The organism is Kitasatospora sp. HUAS MG31 (genome assembly GCF_040571325.1).
Taxonomy (GTDB): domain Bacteria; phylum Actinomycetota; class Actinomycetes; order Streptomycetales; family Streptomycetaceae; genus Kitasatospora; species Kitasatospora camelliae.
The window spans coordinates 356731-373961 of the sequence record NZ_CP159872.1 but is presented as its reverse complement, the minus strand read 5'-3'; the positions used below and the strand labels follow the sequence as shown (position 1 = coordinate 373961).

General features: G+C 73.8%; 15 protein-coding genes and 3 pseudogenes. 9 read left to right on the top strand and 9 right to left on the bottom strand.

The genetic code is table 11. The annotated features are described in order from the left end of the window. Positions 1 to 419: 419 nt before the first annotated feature. Positions 420 to 545: pseudogene (locus ABWK59_RS01775) on the top strand (ATP-binding protein); the annotation flags it as partial. A 2-nt stretch (positions 546 to 547) separates the two neighbouring features. Here ABWK59_RS01775 and ABWK59_RS01770 read toward each other — a convergent pair. After that, the gene (locus ABWK59_RS01770) at positions 548 to 1603 is read right to left on the bottom strand and encodes an NAD-dependent epimerase/dehydratase family protein (protein ID WP_354637453.1); all 1056 of its coding nucleotides are present in this window, start codon (positions 1601 to 1603) and stop codon (positions 548 to 550) included. A gap of 678 nt (positions 1604 to 2281) precedes the next feature. Here ABWK59_RS01770 and ABWK59_RS01765 point away from each other — a divergent pair. After that, positions 2282 to 2617 carry a GNAT family N-acetyltransferase gene (locus ABWK59_RS01765; protein ID WP_354637452.1) on the top strand — a complete coding sequence of 112 codons (336 nt, stop codon included), beginning with the start codon at positions 2282 to 2284 and terminating at the stop codon, positions 2615 to 2617. Positions 2618 to 2729: 112 nt separating this feature from the next. On the opposite strand, the gene ABWK59_RS01760 is transcribed toward ABWK59_RS01765, so the two are convergent. Beyond that, positions 2730 to 3317: a MepB family protein gene (locus ABWK59_RS01760; RefSeq protein WP_354637451.1), complete on the bottom strand. Its 588-nt coding sequence runs from the start codon at positions 3315 to 3317 to the stop codon at positions 2730 to 2732. Between the two features lie 455 nt (positions 3318 to 3772). Between ABWK59_RS01760 and melC1 the strand changes: the two genes are divergently transcribed. Then, positions 3773 to 4177 carry an apotyrosinase chaperone MelC1 gene (gene melC1 / locus ABWK59_RS01755; RefSeq protein WP_354637450.1) on the top strand — a complete coding sequence of 135 codons (405 nt, stop codon included), beginning with the start codon at positions 3773 to 3775 and terminating at the stop codon, positions 4175 to 4177. Between the two features lie 58 nt (positions 4178 to 4235). Further along, entirely contained in the window at positions 4236 to 5063 is an 828-nt protein-coding gene (gene melC2, locus ABWK59_RS01750; RefSeq protein ID WP_354637448.1) for a tyrosinase MelC2, read from the top strand. A gap of 47 nt (positions 5064 to 5110) precedes the next feature. Here the strand turns inward: melC2 and ABWK59_RS01745 are convergent. The 4 genes and pseudogenes from ABWK59_RS01745 to ABWK59_RS01730 form a co-directional block, all read right to left on the bottom strand. Then, positions 5111 to 5543: pseudogene (locus tag ABWK59_RS01745) on the bottom strand (DUF4872 domain-containing protein); the annotation flags it as partial. A gap of 56 nt (positions 5544 to 5599) precedes the next feature. Beyond that, positions 5600 to 5743 (bottom strand): annotated as a pseudogene (locus ABWK59_RS01740) (hypothetical protein); the annotation flags it as partial. A gap of 51 nt (positions 5744 to 5794) precedes the next feature. Next, positions 5795 to 6538 (bottom strand): anti-sigma factor, encoded by a 744-nt coding sequence (locus ABWK59_RS01735; protein ID WP_354637446.1) that lies wholly within the window; start codon positions 6536 to 6538, stop codon positions 5795 to 5797. Continuing rightward, a complete protein-coding gene (locus tag ABWK59_RS01730) occupies positions 6535 to 7119 on the bottom strand; it encodes a sigma-70 family RNA polymerase sigma factor (RefSeq protein ID WP_354637445.1) in 585 nt (194 codons plus the stop codon). The genes ABWK59_RS01735 and ABWK59_RS01730 overlap by 4 nt, the downstream gene beginning before the upstream one ends. 371 nt (positions 7120 to 7490) lie before the next feature. Between ABWK59_RS01730 and ABWK59_RS01725 the strand changes: the two genes are divergently transcribed. From ABWK59_RS01725 to ABWK59_RS01710, 4 genes are all read left to right on the top strand, one after another. Beyond that, positions 7491 to 8762, top strand: a complete 1272-nt coding sequence (locus ABWK59_RS01725; RefSeq protein WP_354644798.1) for an NAD(P)/FAD-dependent oxidoreductase — start codon at positions 7491 to 7493, stop codon at positions 8760 to 8762. 66 nt (positions 8763 to 8828) lie between these two features. Continuing rightward, on the top strand, positions 8829 to 10106 hold the full coding sequence (locus tag ABWK59_RS01720) for a cyclopropane-fatty-acyl-phospholipid synthase family protein (protein ID WP_354637444.1): 1278 nt from the start codon (positions 8829 to 8831) through the stop codon (positions 10104 to 10106). Next, positions 10103 to 10735: a hypothetical protein gene (locus tag ABWK59_RS01715; protein ID WP_354637442.1), complete on the top strand. Its 633-nt coding sequence runs from the start codon at positions 10103 to 10105 to the stop codon at positions 10733 to 10735. The genes ABWK59_RS01720 and ABWK59_RS01715 overlap by 4 nt, the downstream gene beginning before the upstream one ends. A 61-nt stretch (positions 10736 to 10796) precedes the next feature. After that, on the top strand, positions 10797 to 11630 hold the full coding sequence (locus ABWK59_RS01710) for an SAM-dependent methyltransferase (RefSeq protein ID WP_354637441.1): 834 nt from the start codon (positions 10797 to 10799) through the stop codon (positions 11628 to 11630). Between the two features lie 303 nt (positions 11631 to 11933). Here the strand turns inward: ABWK59_RS01710 and ABWK59_RS01705 are convergent, their stop codons facing one another. Then, positions 11934 to 13076 (bottom strand): hypothetical protein, encoded by a 1143-nt coding sequence (locus tag ABWK59_RS01705; RefSeq protein WP_354637440.1) that lies wholly within the window; start codon positions 13074 to 13076, stop codon positions 11934 to 11936. Positions 13077 to 13167: 91 nt separating this feature from the next. After that, a complete protein-coding gene (locus ABWK59_RS01700; protein WP_354637439.1) occupies positions 13168 to 14610 on the bottom strand; it encodes a hypothetical protein in 1443 nt (480 codons plus the stop codon). Positions 14611 to 15111: 501 nt separating this feature from the next. On the opposite strand from ABWK59_RS01700, the gene ABWK59_RS01695 reads away from it, so the two are divergent. Beyond that, entirely contained in the window at positions 15112 to 15510 is a 399-nt protein-coding gene (locus ABWK59_RS01695) for a hypothetical protein (RefSeq protein WP_354637438.1), read from the top strand. Between the two features lie 130 nt (positions 15511 to 15640). Here the strand turns inward: ABWK59_RS01695 and ABWK59_RS01690 are convergent, their stop codons facing one another. Then, positions 15641 to 17224, bottom strand: coding sequence for an alpha/beta hydrolase (locus tag ABWK59_RS01690; protein ID WP_354637437.1), 1584 nt, complete (start codon positions 17222 to 17224; stop codon positions 15641 to 15643). Positions 17225 to 17231 lie beyond the last annotated feature (7 nt).

The window sequence follows — 17231 nt, the reverse complement described above, 5'->3', positions numbered from 1 at the left end:
GGGACGTTCGCGCTGGTGTACGTGCCTCATGTCGCCGTCTCCGGCACGGCGGTCCTCGGGTACCTGCCCGGCTATCTGCGGGAGGAGGGCTACGAGCAGGGCCACCTCGACCGGTTCGGGCTTCTTCGGGCGGTGCTGCCGGACGGCTGGGCGCCGTGGGCGGCCGTCCTGGTGCTGGCGGCGGTGATGCTGCGGGTGCTGCTCAGGGGTGACCCGCGCCGCCCGTGGAGCGGTGCGCTGCTGGTGACCGGGACGGCGCTGCTGCTCGCCGCGCCGGTGGTACGGGCTGCTGGTGGTGGCCCTCGTGGCGCTCGACGGCCGGTGGGAGTGGCTGGCGGTCCCGGCCGCCGGGCAGGTGCTCTACCTGGCGGGCGGACCGGTGTAGTCGACGACGACCCGACCGGGGCGAGGGCGGCGACAGCGGAGCCGGACTCGGACTGGCCATCGTCCGCGGCATCGTCGAGGCCCACGAGGGCCGCGCCCGGGTCCGCAACGTCTCCGGAGGCTGCTGTTTCGAGATCGCGCTGCCCGCCGTCGCCGGCTGATCTCACCCGCGCAGCGGCGCGGCGGCGAACTCCGCCAGACCGTCGGCGAACGGCACCCGGGGACGCCAGCCGAGCTCGGCGCGCAGCCGCGAGGAGTCGGCGGTGACGTGCCGGACGTCGCCGAGCCGGTACTCACCCGTCACCACGGGCGAAGGACCGCCGTACGCGGCGGCCAGCGCCGCGGCCATCTCGCCGACCGTGTGCACCTCCCCACTGCCCACGTTGTACACCCGGGCGCTCCCCGGCGGCCGGCTGCCGACGGCTTCCAAGGCGGCGAGGTTGGCCGCGGCGACGTCGTCGACGTGCACGAAGTCCCGGCGCTGGCCGCCGTCCTCGAACACCCGCGGCGCCTCCCCTCGGGCCAGGGCCGAGCGGAACAGGGAAGCCACCCCGGCGTACGGGGTGTCGCGGGGCATTCCGGGCCCGTACACGTTGTGATAGCGCAGCGTCAGGACCCGGCCGCCGCACGCGCGTGCCCAGGCCGCGGCCAGGTGCTCCTGGGCCAACTTCGTGGCCGCGTACACGTTCCGCGGATCCGCGGGCGCGTCCTCCCCGACCAGACCGGGCCGAAGGGCGGTGCCGCACACCGGGCACGGCGGCTCGAACCGGCCGGCGTCGAGATCGTCCGGACGGCGAGGTCCGGGGGCCACCGGCCCGTGTTCGGTGCACGTGTACCGGCCTTCGCCGTAGACCACCATCGACCCGGCGAGCGCCAGACTCCGAACGCCGGTACGGGCCATCGCGGCGAGCAGGACCGCGGTGCCGAGGTCGTTGCAGCCCACGTAGTCGGGCGCGTCGGCCAGATCGAGACCCAGGCCGACCATCGCCGCCTGGTGGCAGACCGCGTCGACCCCGGTCAGTGCCCGCTCCACCGTGCCGGTGTCCCGTACGTCGCCGTGCCGGAACTCCACTCCGCCCGGGAGGGCGGGCACCGTCCCGGACGGGTGGACCGCGGGCAGCAGCGCGTCCACGACGCGGACCTCGTGCCCCGCCGTGACCAGGGCCCGGACGATCGCCGAACCGATGAACCCGGCACCGCCGGTGACCGGAATCCTCATACCCGGCGACGCTACCGACCCGAGCACGCGACCGGGGGCGTGGCCGGGGCCCCGTCATGCTTCGGTAAGAGGCGATCCGAGGCACGAGACCGGCGCGCGTCCGACGCCCGGCCGCCGGGCGGCACGGCGCGCACCCAGTCCGGCGGGTCGGCCCTCCGGCCTTCCGGCCGAGCGGGGCGGGTGGTCCGCCGAGTACGGCGGGGCCGGAGTTGGGGAGAGTCGCATGGGTGGCGTGGTCGAGTCGGCGGAACCGCTCTGGAAGATCGGGTGGAGTGCCGGTGGTGCTCCGGTCGTGCGGTACGTCCGGGGTGAACGGGAGGGCCGGCCGTGGGCCGACCTGCTGGAGGTGCTGGAGGCCGGTGCGGGGGGGCGATCCCGTGGACTTCGTGTCGGCCGAGTTCTCCGGGTGGGTGGTCTCCGGGCCGGTCCGGCTGGGTGAGCGGCTGCTGGAGCGGGGCGCGACCGTGCTGCGGCGCGCCCACACCATGCGGCGCGACCTGGTCGCCGATCCGCCTCCCGCCCACTGGGCGCGGACCCCGCTGCTGGACGGGTTCCGGTCCGTCGCCTGCGACCGCGCCGCGCCGGAGCTGTTCCCGGCGTGGCGGGCCGCGTTCGGCCCCGGGCATCCCGACCGATTCCCCGGAAGCGACGGGGAGGCCATGGAGCGACGGGGAGGCCATGGAGCGGCGGCTGGCTCCCCTGCTCAGCGGGGAGGCGGCCGGGCCGGTGCTGCCGTCGAGCCGGCTGGCGGTGGACGGCGCCGACCGGGTCGTCGCCGGAGTCGTCCTGACCGACCGCGACGGCACGCCCTGGATCGCCGACGTGTTCCGCTATCCCGCACGGAGCTATCCCGGCCTCGGGACCGAGTTGCTGAAGGTGGTCCTGGCCGACGCCGCCGAGCGTGACCTCACCACGGCGGGCCTCGCGGTGACGGCGGACAATCCGGCCTGCCGGATCTACGAGCGGCTCGGCTTCCGGGTCGTCCGGACCGCGATGACGGTGATCGTGCCCTGAGTGCCGCGGCCGGAGTGGAGGACCGTGGAGGCGGTGGGTTCGCAGCGGAAGCCGGGGGTGTGGGCCCGAACACCGTGAGCTGCCGGGCGAGTGCGGGAGCCCGGACCGGCCGTCACCGTGGGGTGTCCTCCCCCGGGTGGTAGAGCCTGCGGGCGCGGACGGCGTCGACGGGCCGGTCCCGGTGCAGTTCGAGGAAGAAGTCCAGCTGCCACTCCTGCGCTCGGCCGGCCTGGCGGTTGGTGGTGACCGCCCAGGGCGGGTAGACGCGGAAGGCCCGTTTTCCGCCGACGCCTTCGGCGGACACCACACCGTGTCGGCGGAGGACGTCCGTGGGAAGGACGAACTGACCGAGGTGGTCGTGGTCGCGGGTGGCGATGACGAAGAGGTCCACGGGGTCGGCGGCGTCGAAGGGCTGGATGGGCCCTCCCGGGCGCCTCTTCCAGACGGTGACGAACTGGCCGACCTTGGTCGGGGTCGTCCTGGCCGCGCGGAACCGGACGCGGAGCCCGTCCACGGAGAAGGCGTGGGCGGCGTAGTCGGCACTTTCGGCCTCGGGAACCGGCTGCGTGCAGGTGAAGCCGCAGGGGTCGTAGACGAGGGCCTTCGCCGCGGCGAGGTCGCCGTGGACCGAGGCGGTGTCCGCCCAGGGTTCGGGCGGGCCGTCGTGAAGCCTGGATGGTGGCTCGTGGTTCGTGGTCACCCGTCAACCCTTCCACAGGTGTCCGGCCGGCCGGTGAACACGGCTCCGGCCCGGTCGGGATCGCGATGCCGAGGCGTGTGAGGGACCTGCGGGGGGATGTGTGGCCCACGGGGACGTTTCGTGATCGCGCCATCCTTCGGTGATCAGATCGACGGTCGATGTTCACGTTTCCTTGAAAACCTTCGGCAAGAGTGGCGTGCTGCCGAAGATTCTTCGGTGTGCCCCGCCTTGTGCTGATCGATCGGTGAACATTCTCATTTAGTGCAAGATGCAACATCTCGCGGGGGATGTCCGAAACACCCGTCAGCCGATCGACCCCCGCCGATCGGCTGTTCCGGATTGCGGACACCGCTTGCGAGCATGAGGACGCGGAGCTCCGGACTATGCCAGCGGCATGTGTCGAGCCCGCCTTTCCCGACCTCAGAATCCTTCACCTCAGCAGGGGGTACTCAGCCATGCCCGGAACCAGCCGCGCCCACTCGACCGAGCTGACCCGCCGTCGGATGCTCCAGGGCGCCGGTGTCGCCCTGACCGCCGCCCTCGGCACCGCCGTCATCGGCCTCACCGGCCCCGCCGGCAGCCCGGCCGTCGCCGCCGACCCCGCGCCGAACGACACCTTCGACGAGACCTACCAGGGCCGCCGCATCCAGGGCCGGCCCGTCGCCGCAGGCCACCACCACGGCGGTCCCGGCACCGGCTACCAGGTGCTGATCGACGGCCGCGAACTGCACATGATGCGCAACGCCGACGGGACCTGGATCAGCGTCATCAACCACTACCAGACCCACCAGACGCCGCGTTCGCTCGCGCGCGCCGCCGTCCTCGACCTCCAGGGCGCCGCCCTCGTCCCGATCGCCTGACGGCCGCACCGGCCCCACGGCACCCCACCACCCACCCGACACCACCAGGAGGACGACCATGGCAGTCCGCAGGAACCAGGCGACCCTGACCGCCCAGCAGAAGCGCGACTTCACCGCCGCGCTGCTCGAACTCAAGCGCCTCGGCCGCTACGACGCCTACGTCAGCACCCACAACCAGTTCATCACCGGCGACAGCGACAACGGCGAGCGCACCGGCCACCGCTCGCCGTCCTTCCTGCCGTGGCACCGCAAGTTCCTGCTCCAGTTCGAGCAGGACCTGCAGCGCATCAACCCCGAGGTCACCCTCCCGTACTGGGACTGGACCGCGGACCGCACCCCCGACTCGACCATATGGGCCGCGGACATGCTCGGCGGCACCGGCCGGGCCCGCGACGGCCAGGTCACCACCGGCCCGTTCGCGGCCTCCGGCGGCAAGTGGAAGCTCACCGTGAGCCCCGACAGCCGCGACTTCCTGCGCCGCTCCCTCGGCACCGCCGTCGCCCAGCTGCCCACCCGCGCCGAGGTCGAGTCCGTCCTCGCCCTCACCACCTACGACGCGGCCCCCTGGAACAGCTCCTCCGACGGCTTCCGCAACCAGCTGGAGGGCTGGCGCGGCGTCAACCTGCACAACCGGGTGCACGTCTGGGTCGGCGGCCTGATGAGCACCGGCATGTCGCCGAACGACCCGGTGTTCTGGCTGCACCACTGTTTCATCGACAAGCTCTGGGCCGAGTGGCAGCGCCGGCACAGCGACAAGGGCTACCTGCCGACCACCGCCACCCGCAACGTCGTCGCCCTCAACGACACGATGAAGCCGTGGAACGACACCACCCCGGCCGCCATGCTCGACCACACCCGCTTCTACACCTACGACACCGGCTTCTGACCGGACCCGGGACCGGTGCGGCGCCCGCCGGGCGCCGCACCGGGACGTCACGTCCCCAGACGGCGCAGCGCCAGCATGGCCTCGCGCTCGATGCGCGCGAGGCGGCCGAGCACGGTGCCGGCCCGCACGAGGGGCTGCGGCTCGCCGGTGCCGCCGGCCTGCTCGATCAGGGCCGCCACCTCCGTCCACAGGACGGCCGCCTCGGCGTACAGCCGGTGGCCGGTACGCAGGTGGCCGCTGTCGAGCAGGCCGGCGCACTGGGCGAGGAAGTCGCGGTAGAGGTTGCGGAACAGGGCGCCGCCGGTGCCGGACCGCTCCATCAGGAGGGCGGCCTGCGGCAGGTCCCGCCGGGGGGCGTCGGTGCGCTGGAGCCAGCTGGGGACCAGCCGGCCGGCCTTCTCGACGCCGCGATGGCCGAGGTTGGCGATCGGAGGGTGGGAGGAAGGCGTCGGCGCAGGTGGTGCTGGCGGGGACGATCCGGCGTAGCAGCGGTAGCCGGACCGGGCGTCCACGTGGGCCGGGGCCAGCAGCCCCAGCTCGTCGTAGTGGCGCAGCTGGTTGACGCTGAGCCGGCACAGGCGGGCGAAGCGGCCGATGGTGAGGAGTTCGTCGTGAACTCCCTCATGGTGGACTCTCCCACCGGGGGAGAGTCCACCGCCGGGTCGACGCCGGGTCGACACCGGGCGACGGCGATCCGCAGACCGGCGTCCGGGGCCGGGCCGGTGGCGCGGTCAGGCGAGCGGCAGCAGCATCAGGGGCTGGCCGGTCGGGTGCGCCGAGCCGCCGGACGGTTCGACCGTCACCCCGACCCCGACGGCGCCGTCGATCCGTCCGGTGAGCAGCAGTTGCCCGTCGCCGGCCGGCAGCAGCCCGGCCGGACGCATCGTGCCGGAGTCGTTGAACCACAGCTCGTAGGTGCGGCCCTGGGGCAGCGCGGGCAGTCCGGTGGCGAGGAAAGCCGCCTGGCTGCGGCTCGGCGACCACACCACCGTGCCGACGGCCGCACCGGAGGCCGCGGTCGAGGTACGGGCGTCCGGCGAGGTCAGCAGACGGTTGAAGGAGGCCTGCTGGTCCCGGAGTCGGCTCGCCTCGGCCCCGGCCCGCGCCGCCTCGTTGTGCTGCTGGACGGCGACCGCGCCGAGCCCGCAGGCCAGGGCCAGGCAGGCCGCCAGCGCCAGCCTCGGCCATCTCCGCCCCAGCCGGGCCGGGCGGGGCGCCGGGCCCACCGGATCGGTCACCGGCGGGAGCTGCCGGATCTCGCCGATGCCCGCCATCACCTGGGCCTTGAGCCCGGGCGGCGGCACCAGCGCCTGCGCGGAGCCCAGCCGGGCGAGGGTCGCGTGGAACTCGGCGACCTCCTGCGTACAGGCCGGGCACTCCGCGAGGTGGCGTTCGAACGCGGCACGCTCCGGTTCGGGCAGCGCGTGCGTGGCGTAGGCGCCGGTCAGCGCGTGGAGATCGGGCGAGGCGTTCATGATCCAACCCCCAGGCAGTCGCGGAGCCGGATCAGGCCGTCCCGCATCCGGGTCTTGATGGTGCCGAGAGGGGAACCCAGCAGGTCGGCGACCTCGGGATAGGTGTACCCACGGTAATAGGCCAGGGTGACCGACTCGCGCTGGAGCTCGGTGAGCGAGCCCAGACAGCGGCGGACCTGCTCCCGCTCCAGCTGGTTCTCGACCTGCTCGGCCACCTCGTCGAACGCCGGGGTACGCGACTGCGCGGCCACCCGGTGGTCCCGGTCGGCGGCCGCCTGCGCGGAGCGCACCCGGTCCACGGCCCGCCGGTGGGCCATCGTCAGCACCCACGGCAGCACCTCACCACGCTCCGGCGCGTACCGGGCGGCGGTGCGCCACAGCTCGAACATCACCTCCTGCATGACCTCCTCGGACTGCGAAGGGTCGCGCAGCACCCGCCGGACCAGGCCCAGCACCGGGCCGGCCACCGCGTCGTACAGACGGGAGAACGCCTCCTGGTCGCCGAGGGCCGCCCTGGCGACCAGTTCCCTGAGGTCCGGCTCGCGCTGTTGCGGGGTGGACAGACTGACGATCGTCCTCATCCGCTCACCTCCGGGCAGCCGACCCGGAAGCCGCTCCACCGTCCTATGGCCGACATCGCCACCTCCCATCAGGCCGGAAGGGTACCCCGGCGGGCACCTGCTCAGCTTCCGTCACATGTTCGGCGCCGCCCGGGAGCCGGATTGGTGCGACCCGGTCCGACCTCCCCGTCCGCTGCGCTCCGCGGGCCCGCGGAGCGCGGTGAACACGTTTTCCGGATCGGACCAATCCGCGTCCCGGGCGGCTCCGAAGTCCGGTGTGCAGGGCAGGGATCGGGCCGTTCGGCGGCCCGAGTGACGGAGGGGCACACGTGACGACATTCGGTACCGTCTCCACCACCGGAGCTCTCCCGCACGACCGCGGCGGACCGCCGGTGCGCCGCGTGGCCGTGGTGGGCTCCGGCGTGGCCGGCCTCACGGCCGCGTACGAGCTGTTCCGGGCCGGGGTGCGGGTCGAGCTGTTCGAGGCCGACGGGCGGCTCGGCGGCCACGCCCACACCCAGCGGGCCACCGAGCCGGACGGGCGCGTCCTCGCCCTCGACACCGGCTTCCTGGTCCACAACGAGCGGACCTATCCCCACCTCACCCGGCTCTTCGCGGAACTCGGAGTCCGCACGCAGGACAGCGACATGAGCATGTCCGTGCGCTGCGACGGCTGCGGCCTGGAGTACGCCGGCGCGCGCGGACCGGCCGGCCTGCTCGCCCGGCCCGGCGGCCTGCTCCGCGGCCGGTACCTGCGGATGCTCGCCGCGGTACCGCGCTTCCACCGGCGCGCCCGCCGGCTCCTCGCCGACCCCGCAGCGGGCGACCCCAGCCTGCGCGAGTTCCTCGCCGCCGAGCTGTTCCCGCCGTACTTCGTGAGCCACTTCATGACCCCGGTGGTCTCCGCCGTCTGGTCCTGCGCCCCCGACCTCGCGGGCGACTACCCGGCGCGCTACCTGTTCGCCTTCCTCGAGAACCACGGCCTGCTCTCGGTGACCGGATCACCGACCTGGCGCACCGTCGTCGGCGGCTCCCGCACCTACGTCGAGCGGATCGCCGAACGGCTCCCCGCCGTGCACCTCTCGGCCCCCGTGCGGGCGGTGCACCGCCACGCCGACGGCGTCACCGTGGTCACCGAGGACGGCCGACGCAGCCCGGCGGACGCCGTCGTGATCGCCACCCACGCCGACCAGGCACTGCGGCTGCTCGCCGAACCGACCACGGCCGAACGCGAGGTGCTCGGCGCGTTCACCTACTCGCGCAACCCCACCGTGCTGCACCGGGACTCCTCCCTGCTGCCCGCCGCGCGAGGGGCCCGCGGGTCCTGGAACTACCGGATGGCCGACTGCGAGACCCCCGCCGACCGCGTCCGGGTCAGCTACCACCTCAACCGGCTGCTGCGGCTCCAGGCCGCCGACGACTACCTGGTCACCCTCAACGAGGACCGGCAGCGCCCGGTACCCGAGGACCTGGTCGTCTCCCGCACCGTCTACGAGCACCCGGTCTACACCGCGCGCACCGTCGCCGCCCAGCGCCGGCTCCCCGAACTCGCCACCGGCCGCACCGCGTTCGCCGGCGCCTACCACGGCTGGGGGTTCCACGAGGACGGCTGCCGCTCCGGCATCGAGGCGGCCCGGTCCCTGCTCCCGGTCAGCGCGCACTGACCACCCGCCCGGCCGTCCCCGCCCCGGCTTCCGGAGTCCCCCGCCCACGAAAGAGGTGCCGACCGCATGACCACCACCGCCCTGCCGATACCCGTCGTCGACCCCGTCCGGTGGCCGGACGTCGCCCGGCTCCCGCACGTCCCGCTGCGCGCCGCGGTCGCCGAGCGGATCCTGCACCGGGCCGCCGTGCAACGCGGCCTGCGCGTCGAACTCCCCGGCGGGCGAACCCTGCACGCGGCCCGGCCCGGCGCACCCGTCCTGCGGCTGCGCCACCCGGAGGCGTTCCTGCACCGCGTCGGCGAGAGCGGCCTGATCGGCTTCGGCGAGGCGTACCAGGCAGGCGACTGGGACAGCCCCGACCTGGTCGCCCTGCTCACCGCGCTGGCCACCTCCCCCGAGGCCCTCGTCCCCAGGGGCACGCGATGGCTGCGCCGGCTCTGCGTCCAGCGCCCGCCGGAGGCGGAACTGCCCACCACCGCCAACGCCCGGCGCAACATCCACCGGCACTACGACCTGTCGAACGACCTGTTCGCGCTCTTCCTCGACCCGACGATGACCTACTCCTCGGCGCTCTTCCCCACCAGCCCCGACCCCGACCGCGGGCCGGCCGCGACCTGGGAGGGGCTGGCCACCGCGCAGCACCGCAAGATCGACCGGCTGCTCGACCTCGCGGGGGTCGGCCCGGGCACCCGGGTGCTGGAGATCGGCACCGGATGGGGCGAACTCGCCGTCCGCGCCGCCGCCCGCGGCGCCCGCGTGGTCAGCCTCACCCTCTCCGAGGAACAGCTCACCCTCGCCCGCCACCGGATCGCCCGGGCCGGGTACGGCGACCGCGTCGAGGTCCGGCTGTGCGACTACCGCGCCGTCGAGGGCGCGTACGACGCCGTGGTCAGCGTCGAGATGATCGAAGCCGTGGGGCTGCCGTTCTGGCCCGAGTACTTCGCCACCCTCGACCGGGTGCTGGCCCCCGGCGGACGGGTCGCCCTGCAGGCCATCACCATGCCGCACGAGCGGATGCTCGCCAGCCGCCACACGTACACGTGGATCCTCAAGTACGTCTTCCCCGGCGGACAGATCCCCTCCCTGCAGGCGATCACGGAGACCGCCGCCCGGCGCACCCGCCTGCGGGTGACCGCCGCCGACGCGTACGGGCGGCACTACGCCGAGACCCTGCGGCTGTGGCGCGAGCGCTTCACCGCCCAGGCCGGGCAGGTCGCCCGCCTCGGCTTCGACGAGGTGTTCCGCCGCATGTGGGAGCTCTACCTCGCGTACTCCGAAGCCGGGTTCCGCACCGGCTACCTGGACGTCCACCAGCTGCTGCTGACCCGTGGGGAGGCGGCGTGAGCGCGGCCGAAGCCCTGCTCCGCCGGCTCCTCGCCGACCTGCCCGAACGCCCGCTGCCCCGGCCGCCCACGGCCCGGGACGGCTCCGCGACCGGACGGCCCGAGGGCGCCCGAGCACCGCTGGCCGTCTGGCACCCCCATCACGTCCCGCCCCCGTCCCCGTTCCCGCCCCCGTCCCTGTTTCCGTTCCCGCCCGAGCCCTCCGGAGGTCCGATGCCCCACCTTGCCGACCCGAACCCGGCGACCACCCCGGCCGGCCCGGTGCTCGCCGTCCTCACCGGCCGCACCGGCACCGGACAGACCGTCACCGAGGTGCTGTCCGGGGGCACGACGGTGTCCACCACCACCTACCCGGACGGGGCCTGGGTCGCCGTCCACAGCCTCGGCCACCCGGGCCCGCGGACCCTGGCCGCCCGCACCCTGCCCCGGGGACTGCGGCTGACCAGCTTCGTCTACGTCGACGGGGAGCCCGTCCCGTCGGAGGACCGCGTCGACTTCTCGTGGGCGGTGCGCTCCTGCACGGCGGGCGACTGGGCCATCGTCACGCGCCTGCCCTCGGACGAGATCCGCCTGCCCCGGGTCCACCTCACCGTGCCCACCGGCGGCGCCGCCGGGCGGGAGGACTCGTGACCTGCCGCCACACCTTCGCCCGCCGCGGCGGCCGGGAGTCCGCCGCGTGACGGGGCCCGGGATGCCCCGCCCTTCGCTCGTGCGGCGCCCGGCGGCGCGGTGGGGCCGGCTGCCGTCCGGCCCCGCCCCTGAGCTGGACGGCCAGCCGCCGGAAGCCGCCGTCTCGGCCCGGGTCTCCAGCGCGCTGCTCGGCGGCAAGGACCACTGGCCCCGGGACCGGGACGCCGCGCAGCGGCTGTGCGAGCTCGATCCGTCCTGGGCCCGGGACGCCGCGGCCGCCAGGGCGGCCGTCCTGGGCCTCGCGGCGGCGACCAGGGGCATCGACCAGTTCGTGGACCTGGGGTGCGGCCTGACCACCGGAGCCGCGGACTCCGCCCTCGCCCCGCTGCACACCGCCGTAGGGCCGCGCCACCCCGGAGCACACGTCGTCTACGCGGACCGCGACCCGATGGTGCTGGCCCACACCCGGGCGCTGCTGCACCCGCCCGCGCCCGCCACCGCCCGCCACCTGGAGGCCGACCTCACCGATCCCGTCGCCCTGCTGGCCGCCCTGCGGCACGAGGCCGGCCTCCAGTGGCGACGCCCGGTGGCCGTCCTCCTGTCCGACGTGCTCCACGAACTGACGGACGCCCAGGCCCGCCCACTGCTCGCGGCCCTGCGCGACGACCTCCCGGACGGGAGCGTGCTGCTGCTCACCCACCGCCTCCCGGCCGAGGGCGCCACCGCGGCGGCGGTGGCCACCGCACACACCGAGGCCGCCCTCGCCTGGCACCCACGCGCCGCCGACCAGCTCACGGCCCTGCTGCCGGGCTGGCGCGCCCTCCCCCTCGCCCACACCACCCGAACCCCGGGCTTCACCACCCTGGCCGTCACCACCGGCCGGCGGCCGGCCTGACCGGGGCCGGATTGTCGTCGTGCTATCGGCCCGAAACCACGGTGGTGCCCGCTGCCTTGTCGATCAGAGGACGGTACCGACGTCCCCCGGTGATAGCGACTGATAGCGGGAGATCCCGAATCCGGAAACCCGCGACCGCGCTGTCGGTGAGCAGCAGCCAGTCGACAGGGCCCCTCGTCGACGCGGTGGTGATGTCACTCGGCACCGTGACGACGAGGGGCCCTGTGGGGTCCGTAGCCCAGGCGTGAACCGGACTCGACCTGGCGCGACCGCGTAGGAGCGGGCACCCGCCGGGTGGGTGGGTCAGCGGCGGGAGCGGGTCGTGGTGGGGGCGGCGAGGTAGCCGGTGCGGGCGCGGATGGTGTCCACCAGGGCGGACTCGGTGGCGGCCGCGGCGGTGGGCTGGGGGAACTCGACGCAGGCGGTCTTGGGCGGGGTGGTGCTCTGGCCGAGGCGGCAGGCGACGGCGGTGAGCTTGATGGTGATGAAGTCGGCGATCTGGGCGCCGAACCGGATGGGCTTGCCGTTGATCGTGACGTCGCCGACGGTGAAGCCCTTGTCCGCGGGGATCTCGTAGACGGCGCGGACGGGGTGGGTGGCGTCGCCGCGCAGGTACCGCCAGTAGCGCTTGGGGTCGGAGCCGTCCGGGGTGGCCCAGCCGTCCGTGGCGAGGTCGTTGAAGTAGAGGCCGACCGGGTCGGCGAGCGAGATGTCGGCCTTGCGGCGGGCGATCTCGTTCACCGCGCCGCCGATGTGCGGGTCGCTGTTGCGCTCCGGCGCACCGTACTTGCTGCACTGGATGAGTTCCTGCTCGGTGGTGAGCTCGCGGCCGCCGATGTTCCGGACGATGGTGGCCGCGGCGGCGAGTTCGATCTCCGCGCCGAGGGTGTTGTTGCGCTGGACGAGGTGCATCGCGCCGTGGGCGGTGGAGTCGTTCCACCGGTTGCGGGGCTGGTAGGTGCCGTCGAGTCCGAACAGGTCGCCGGGCTGGACCTCGGGGCTGACGAACTCGCGGTAGAGGCGCAGCACGGCGTCCGGGTCGGCCTGTCCCAGCAGGCTCCAGTACTCGGGCCCCTCGCAGGTGAAGGTGACCTGGGTGATCTTGCCCTCGGGGTTGCGCGTGACGCTCCACTCGCAGTACTCGTCCTGCACGTCGCGGCTGGCGTCGGCGCGCTGCCACCGCTGGGTGTCCCCGACCGAGTTGATCTTGATGATCCGGGGGAAGGCCGTCCAGGTGACGGTGGCCTCGACCGCGTCCTCGGCGGTGTCCGTCTGGGTGAGGTTGTAGAACTGGCTGCGCGGACTGTCGTTGAGGACCTGGCTGGGGTCGGGGCCGGCCGCGGCCTGGTCGACGTTGTCGCTGATGAAGGTGTCCCAGGCCTTCCTGCCGGTGGCGTCGAGGTCCTGGAGGTTCCCGGGAGGGGCGTAGGCGGTGAGCTTGCTCATGGTGGTCTTCCCTTCTGCGATCACCGGTCGGTGATCCGGCCCGGGGCGGATGGCCCGCCCGATGACAGAGCGGTCTTCGACAGAGCGGTCTTCAGGAGCGGTCGGCGACGGTGGCGTCCTCACGCATGGCCAGCCGGGGTGCGTCGGCGGGGATGTTGGTGACCGGGAGGGTGAGCTCGAACTCGTTGAGCTTCATCTCCTTGAAGTCCCGGCGACGGGACTCGGCCAGCCGGACGTAGTCGTTGAATCCCGCCTGGGTGCGGATGCGCACGGCCGCGGCCGCCAGGTAGGCGTCGATGCGACCGGCGAAGACCTGCGGCCAGTCGCCGTCGGCCAGGGCCCAGTCCGCCGCGAAGCGGGCCTCGGGGCTGGTGGCGGGCAGCTGGGCGGCGGCCGCGACGATCGCCTGGGCGGTGGTCGCGGCGAGGTCGCCGACCGCGGTCGGGGTGGCCGGCACGTACGCCATGAGGCGGGCACGGTCCGGGCTGAACACCGGGTTGGTGAAGTCGACCATCAACGCGCAGGCCGCGAACTTCGCCGGGACGAGGCCGCGCTGGACCATCTGGCGGATCACGTCGTCGTCCTCGTTGGCGGCCTCCGGCGTCGTGAAGGCGAAGAAGGTGTCGCCGGCCTGGGAGAAGCCGCTGGCCCTCTCCTCCAGGCGGAAGTCGAAGTCGGCCAGGCTGGCGACGTACCACGCCGCGGGCGCCCGGGGCAGGGCCGCGGTCACCGGCAGCTCCAGATCGTCCAGCAGCGCATCGGTGTTCAGCCAGAACCCTGGAGGCAGCGGGAGGTCGCCGCCGGTCGCCGTGACGGTGGCGCTCTGGACGCCGGTGGTCGCCAGGTTGATCGCGGTGGTCGTGAAGAGCTGGCGCAGCAGGTGGTCCGGACGGGCGACCGTGCCCGTCCTGGTGACCTCCGCCAGGCGGGCCTCGGTCCACCGGCTGACCAGGGCGCGGACCGTCAACTCCAGCCGCTCCGCGCCGATCACCTCCTTGAAGAGCGGGTCGGCGCGCACCGGGTCGTCCTCGTCGAGCCGGATCGTCGCGGACTGCGACTGCCAGTTGCTCCAAGGGAGCCTGAGCTCCTTCATCACGACGCTGCCGTTGATGTGACTGTCGAAGCAGCCCCTGCCGCGCGAGTCGTCCTCCAGCGCCGACCACGAGTTCCCGGCCCAGACCCAGGTCGGGGCGATGCGCATGTAGTAGTTGAAGACCTTCGCGACCGGGTCCCAGGCGGCGACCTGGAGGAAGGTGGCCTGCGGATCCACGCCCGCGCCGGTGCTGATCAGCAGGTCCACCTCGGAGCCCTGGACGGAACGGGCGATGGCGAACCGGAAGTCGCGGAACAGCGCGGGCGACGCCTTCGGCGGGATCTGCCCCGCCTCGCCGATCAGGTACACCGCCTGCGCCGGGCCCGTGGGGGACTGCGGCAGGTCGCGCAGCAGGTCCCCGACGGTCGGCGGATAGCTTGCCCGGTGGAAGAACACCGTGGCCATCGGGTCGCCGAGCGCGGCCAGCTCCTCCTCCGTCATGGGGCGCGCCTGAGGGTCGATCCCGCTGACCCGCCGGTACAGTCGGCCGGCCGTCAGGGTCGCGCCGCCGGCGCCGCACCCGTCATCGGGGTCCGCCTCGTCCCGTTCCACCGGAGCGCCGAACGGCGCCTCCGCGGATTCGAGGACGGGCCGCATCCAGGCGGTCGCCCGCCGACGCTCTCGGAACTCCACCATCGCAGTCCGTGACCTTTCCGTTAGCGGGCGAACGGGTCCGCTACGACGCTAGACGCGGGAGGGCCGCCACAGCGCCACGGCGGCGGAGTGGCGTCCCACCGTCACCTGCCCGGCGCAAGGACGGGGCCCCGAACGTGGGCGGCATACGACAGCCGGACGCTGTGCGTGGACAGGATGCCCGAGGGGAGGCCCGATCGGGCGATCGGAAGGCCGGTCGGGGGAGGGGCCCGGGGCCGGCCGTGGTAGGTGTGAACCCCGACAAGGAAGGTCGGGTCCGTGTCCGAACCCGAAGGGTGTGCAGGGGACATGAGTCAGAAGAACGCGCCGATCGCGCCGCATCCCCTCATCGCGCGGATGCTGCGGGCCGCCGGGGACGGAGGCGACGTCGTCGAGCTGCGGGGCTATCCGGGACACTCCGCCCCCGACACCCTCACCCTGTTCCTGGACCTGTCCCTCTCCCGCTACCTGGAGATCCCGCAGGACGCGATCCTGGCCTCCGCCGACCCGGAGGGAGATGCGAACGGTCCGACGAAGGTCTACGTCCGGGCGTCGAGCCAGGTCGTCGCGGCGCGGCGGGTCACCGCCGCGGAGGCGGTCCGGGCGGCGTCGAGGCCCAGCGGGCCGCTGGCACGTCAGAAGTGGCACCTGGAGTGCGACCAGGACGAAGGCGGGCGCTACTGCTGGCCGGAGCCCGGCGAGGAGTAGCCGCGCCGTAGCCTCGCCACTAGCTCTACGGACGCCTCGGGGCGCCCTACGGTCGAACCGGGTGAGGTGGCAGCGGCGAAGGGCCCCTTCGGACGTACCCGAAGGGGCCCTTCCGCGTGTCGGCCCGGGTTCAGTCGCTGGGGCAGCGGGTGCCGGCGGCCGGCAGGGTGCCCTCGGTCAGGAAGGCGTTGACGGCGTTGCTGATGCAGGTGCTCTTGCCGTAGCCGGTGTGGCCGTCGCCCTCGCGGGTCAGCAGGATGGCGTTGGCGAACCCGGCGGCCAGCTTCTCCGACCAGGCGTACGGGGTGGCCGGGTCGCCGGTGGAGCCGACGACCACGATCGGCGCGCTGCCCGCGGCCTTGACGACGTGCGGCTGCTCGGTCGAGTGGTGCGGCCAGGAGCGGCAGTCCGGGTCGAAGAGGTCCTTCTCGGTGAAGTGCGCGGCGACCAGCGGGGCCTGCTCGCGGACCTTCGCCAGAGCGGCCTGGAGGCGTTCGGCGCTGGGGGTCTCCGCGCCCGGGTCGGCGCAGTGGATGGCGGTGTAGGCGTCGAAGGTGTTGCTGTAGTGGCCGTCCGCGTCGCGGCCGTTGTAGCCGTCCGCCATGTCGAGGAGGTAGTCGCCCTTGCCGCGCTGCATGGCCCAGCCGAGCGCGTTGCGCAGGTACTCCCAGGACTTCTTGTCGCCGTAGAGCATGCTCAGCGTGCCGATCCAGCCGGCCGTCCCGGTGAGCTTGCGGCCGTGGCCGGCGGCGAGCGGGTCGGCGCGCAGGCCGTCGAGGAAGGAGGCGAGCTTGGCCGGCGCCTTGTCGGGGTCGCTCCCGAGGCTGCAGTGGTCCTGCTGGGCGCAGTCGGCGGCGAAGGCCCGCAGCGACTTCTCGAAGCCCGCGAACTGCTGGATCAGCAGGTCGAGTTGGTCAGCGGTGGGGTCGACGGCGCCGTCCAGGACGAGCCGGCCCGTGCGGTCGGGGAACTGTTCGGCGTAGCTGGAGCCGAGGTAGGTGCCGTAGGAGAAGCCCAGGTAGTTGAGCTTCGGGTCACCGAGGGCGCCGCGGAGCACGTCGAGGTCGCGGGCGGCGTCGCGGGTGCCGACGTGGGCGAGCAGGTTGCCGGACCTGGCCGCGCAGGCGTCCGCGTACGCCTTGCCGTGGTCGTCGGGGCGGTCGTCGGCGGTGGCCCAGGTGTCGTGGGCGGTGTCGTCCAGGCAGTGCACGGCGGTGCTGGCACCGACGCCGCGCGGGTCGAAGCCGACCAGGTCGTAACGGTCGTTCAGGGCCTTGAAGTGGTCGGCGCTGTGCTCGACCATCTGGATGCCGGAGCCGCCGGGGCCGCCGGGGTTGAGGAGAAGCGAACCGAGCCGCTGGTCGGTCTTGGCGGCGGGCCGGCGGGCGAGGGCGACCTCGATGCCCTCCCCGGCGGGGTTCGCGTAGTCGAGGGGGACCCGCAGGCGGCCGCACTGGAACGAGGACTCGTCGAGCTTCTCGGTCTTCGGGTCGTCCGCGCAGGGTGACCAGGCGATCTGCTGGGTGTAGAAGCCCTGCAGCGCGGGGTCCTCGGCTCCGGTGGGCTTCGCGGTGGGGCTGGGCGAGGCGGCTTGGCCGCTCGGCGGCGTCGGCGGGGTGGCCGCGTTCGGTGTGCCGGTACAGGCGGCGAGCAGGGCGGTCAGGAGGGCAGCGGGAAGCGCCCGGCGCAGCGGCCGGGTGGTACGCACGATCACTGCGCAT